We start from the raw sequence: 3,222 nt of genomic DNA on the forward strand, positions 1-3,222 counted from the left end.
ATCTGCCTGACGGGCGTCTCGGCGATATTCCCGACGCGGCGCTGAACCGGCTGGGGCAAATCCTGTCCCGCTGGGGCCTGACCCCGTCCGGCACCGAGGGCTTCGCCAAGGCCGAGGTGACGCGCGGGGGGATCGACACGCGCGGCCTGTCGTCGCGCACCATGGCGGCGCGGGCGGTTCCGGGCCTCTATGCGGTGGGCGAGGCCGTCGACGTGACGGGCTGGCTGGGGGGCTACAACTTCCAGTGGGCGTGGGCCAGCGGGCATGCGGCGGGATGCGCCATCGCCGAGGCGGCCTGACCGGAAACGCCGGAACAGGGGCCGGAACAGGGGCCGGACCGGGGATGCGGACCAGGAAGGAAAGGCCACGAGGATGGATGAAACGGGACGGATCGCGCTGGTGACGGGGGCGGTGCGGGGCATCGGCCTGGAGACCGCGCGGCAACTGGGGCGGCAGGGAATGCACGTGCTGGTGGCCGGGCGCCGCCACGACCAGGCGGAGCATGTGGCGCAGCGTCTGCGCGACGAAGGCGTATCGGCCGAGGGCGTCGTGCTGGATATCGGCAATACGGCGCAGCAGATCGCCCTGCGCGACTGGATCGCCGGCACGCATGGGCGGCTGGACGTGCTGGTGAACAATGCCGGCGTGCTGCTGGACCGCGGCCCCGGCGGCGTCGCCCCGCCGCCCTCGGCCACGCCGATCCAGATCCTGCGCGATACGTTCGAGATCAATCTGTTCGCGACCGTGCAACTGACGCAGATCCTGCTGCCGCTGATCCTGAAGTCGAAGGCCGGGCGGATCGTGAACCTGTCGAGCATCCTGGGTTCGCTGGGCGAGCACAGCAACCCGGCATCGTCGATCTATGGCAAGCTGACCTTTGCCTATGACGCGTCGAAGACGGCGCTGAACGCCTTTACCGTGCATCTGGCGCATGAGCTGAAGGATACCGGGATCAAGGTGAATTCGGCCCATCCCGGCTGGGTCCGCACCGAGATGGGGGGCGAGGCCGCGCCGCTGGACGTGGCGGCGGGCGCCCTGACCAGCGTGCGCCTGGCGACCCTGCCGGATGACGGGCCGACCGGGGGATTCTTCCATATGGACCGTACGCTTCCCTGGTAACGGGCCGGCATCCGTTCCGGGTGGTGCATTCGAGACAGGAGGGTGTGATGCGAAAGATGGATCGCGATATGGTGCGGCCGGGTGGACGCTGGCCGGTCCTGCTGCTGCTGGGCGGGCTGGCGCTGCTGCCCGCCGGGTGCGAGGGCGTGGCGCAATCCTATCCGCCGGGTGAGCCCGGCGTGGTCGCGGGATATGGCTATATGTGCCGGGCGGGCGTCTATAGCTGCCGGCTGCCGACCCAGGTGCCGCTGGGCAGCACGTGTTCGTGTCCCGCACTGGGGGCGCCGTCCTGGGGGAATGTGCATTAGAGCATCATCCGACCGGATGGACTCATCCGGTCGGATAAAGATGCTCGTTAAAACAATAAGCTAGAGCCATATCCGTGAACCAGTGTGAATGGATATGGCTCTAGCAGGCTGTCGGGTTGGGTGTTGCGGCAGTGAGGCTGGAGGAGTTGACGGCGTTTACGCAGCCGTCAACCGCGCGATTCTTCGGCAATTATATGCGAGGGCGACGAGGGTCCATTCGGTTGCGGCGTTGGCGAGACCGCGGAGGTGGAAGCGGGTGAAGCCCATAGCGCTCTTGATGATGAGGCGTAGAGGGCTTTTTCCGGGTCCTGTTGCAGTCTGGCCTTCATTTTCAGGCGCCATGGCTCGGTGATCCGGCGCGGTTCTTTGGGGGGTGGCTCTGGCCGGAAGTCATAGGGGCGCCGATCGACGGGACGCCCGATGGCGACCAGAGGGTCCACACCCCTGGCCTGCAACGCCTCGACGGCTTTGCGGCTGGCAAAGCCCGTATCGGCGAGGACGGTTCGTGGCAGGCCGATCCGCTCTTCCATACCCAGGATCGTATCGGCGAAGCTGGGCGCGTCTGCCGTGGTCGCGACAACCCTATGTTCCAGGATCAACTGGCTGCCCTCGGCACAGACCACGGCCTAGGCGTTATAGGCTTGCCGGTATTCATGCGCGTCGGAACGGCGCATCAGCTTGCTGTCCGGATCGGTCAGATTGATCTGCCGGTCAGGGGGCGGTTCGTCGTCCGGCTCTTTCGGCGGGCGGCCGCATCGTCCCTGCTTCGCATCAAAGGCCGCCTTCTTGCGTTCGTATTCGGGCCGGGCGGCCTCGGCCCGCTCGCGGGCTTCCGCTTCCAGCCGCGCACAGGCTTCATCCAGCTTGGCCTTCAGGGTCTCCCGGCGGGCCAGTTCGTCCGGCAGGGCCTGGTTGTCCGTGTCGGTCGCATCCGCCGCCTCGGCCCGCTCCATCAGGCCGGCAATATCGGTGGCCAGCATCTCGCGCAGTTCTTTCGCGCGATCATAGCGAATGGAACGGTATTTCGAGGCGTTGGCATCGATCTTCGTGCCGTCGATCGACACCGTGCCAAGCCGCACTAGCCCCATCTCGCGTGCCAACTCCAGCACGTGCAGGAACGCCGCCTCGATCGCCGCGCGGTTGCTGCGCCGGAACGCCGCGATCGTGTCATGGTCAGGATGCAGGTTCGCCGCCACAAAGCGCATACCGATGTCACGATACGTCGCCCGTTCGATCCGACGCGATGAGAATACGCCGTTCGCATAGGCGTAAATCAGCAGCCCCAGCATCAGGCGCGGATGATACTGCGCCTTGCCGCCCGTCCGCCGGGGCACTGAGAACGCCCCCAGCGGCACCCGCTCCACCGCCGCCACAATAAAATGCGCCACATCGTCCGCCGGCAGCCACGATTTCAGATCCGGCGGCAGAAGATACGGCTGCGATCGGTCAAACGGGATGAAGCTGCTCATCCTCAATGCTTACCCCAGATCACCGAAAGCAGGTACCCCCCAACCCGACAGCCTGCTAGGTCGTTGCCGGCCCGAACGAGGGGTCGGATGGCGGTATGACAGGCGGGCGCTGCCGGTTTGGCCGGGAGCGCCCGCATGGTATCTGGCGTGATGTATTTGGCGCGATGTATCTGGCGCGATCCTGGCGACCGGGTACCATGATGTGATGCGGATGGACGGGACGTGATGGCGGGCAGGCGGGATGAACCGGATGAGGGCGATCTGTTCGGCGCGCCCGCGCCGCGGCAGGGCGAGGCGGTGCGCGGTGCTGCGCCCGAAGCCGCGTC

At 66.7% G+C, this 3,222-nt stretch carries 3 protein-coding genes and 1 pseudogene; 3 read left to right on the top strand and 1 reads right to left on the bottom strand.

What is annotated here, in order from left to right:
• The 3 genes from HUK84_RS13255 to HUK84_RS13265 form a co-directional block, all read left to right on the top strand.
• The coding region (locus tag HUK84_RS13255; protein ID WP_176640714.1) for an NAD(P)/FAD-dependent oxidoreductase at window positions 1-299 on the top strand (299 nt) is incomplete at its 5' end.
• A 73-nt stretch (window positions 300-372) separates the two neighbouring features.
• Window positions 373-1,119, top strand: coding sequence for an SDR family oxidoreductase (locus HUK84_RS13260; RefSeq protein WP_176640715.1), 747 nt, complete (start codon window positions 373-375; stop codon window positions 1,117-1,119).
• A gap of 47 nt (window positions 1,120-1,166) precedes the next feature.
• Window positions 1,167-1,427, top strand: coding sequence for a hypothetical protein (locus HUK84_RS13265; protein ID WP_246285665.1), 261 nt, complete (start codon window positions 1,167-1,169; stop codon window positions 1,425-1,427).
• Between the two features lie 156 nt (window positions 1,428-1,583).
• On the opposite strand, the pseudogene HUK84_RS13270 reads toward HUK84_RS13265, so the two are convergent.
• Window positions 1,584-2,896: pseudogene (locus HUK84_RS13270) on the bottom strand (IS1182 family transposase).
• Window positions 2,897-3,222 lie beyond the last annotated feature (326 nt).

This window comes from Nguyenibacter vanlangensis, assembly GCF_013376155.1.
Taxonomy (GTDB): Bacteria; Pseudomonadota; Alphaproteobacteria; order Acetobacterales; family Acetobacteraceae; genus Gluconacetobacter; species Gluconacetobacter vanlangensis.

Excerpts from the sequence above, each read along its gene's own strand:
- HUK84_RS13260 (WP_176640715.1), top strand. The coding sequence starts at position 373 with ATGGATGAAACGGGACGGATCGCGCTGGTGACGGGGGCGGTGCGGGGC.
- HUK84_RS13265 (WP_246285665.1), top strand. The coding sequence starts at position 1,167 with ATGCGAAAGATGGATCGCGATATGGTGCGGCCGGGTGGACGCTGGCCG.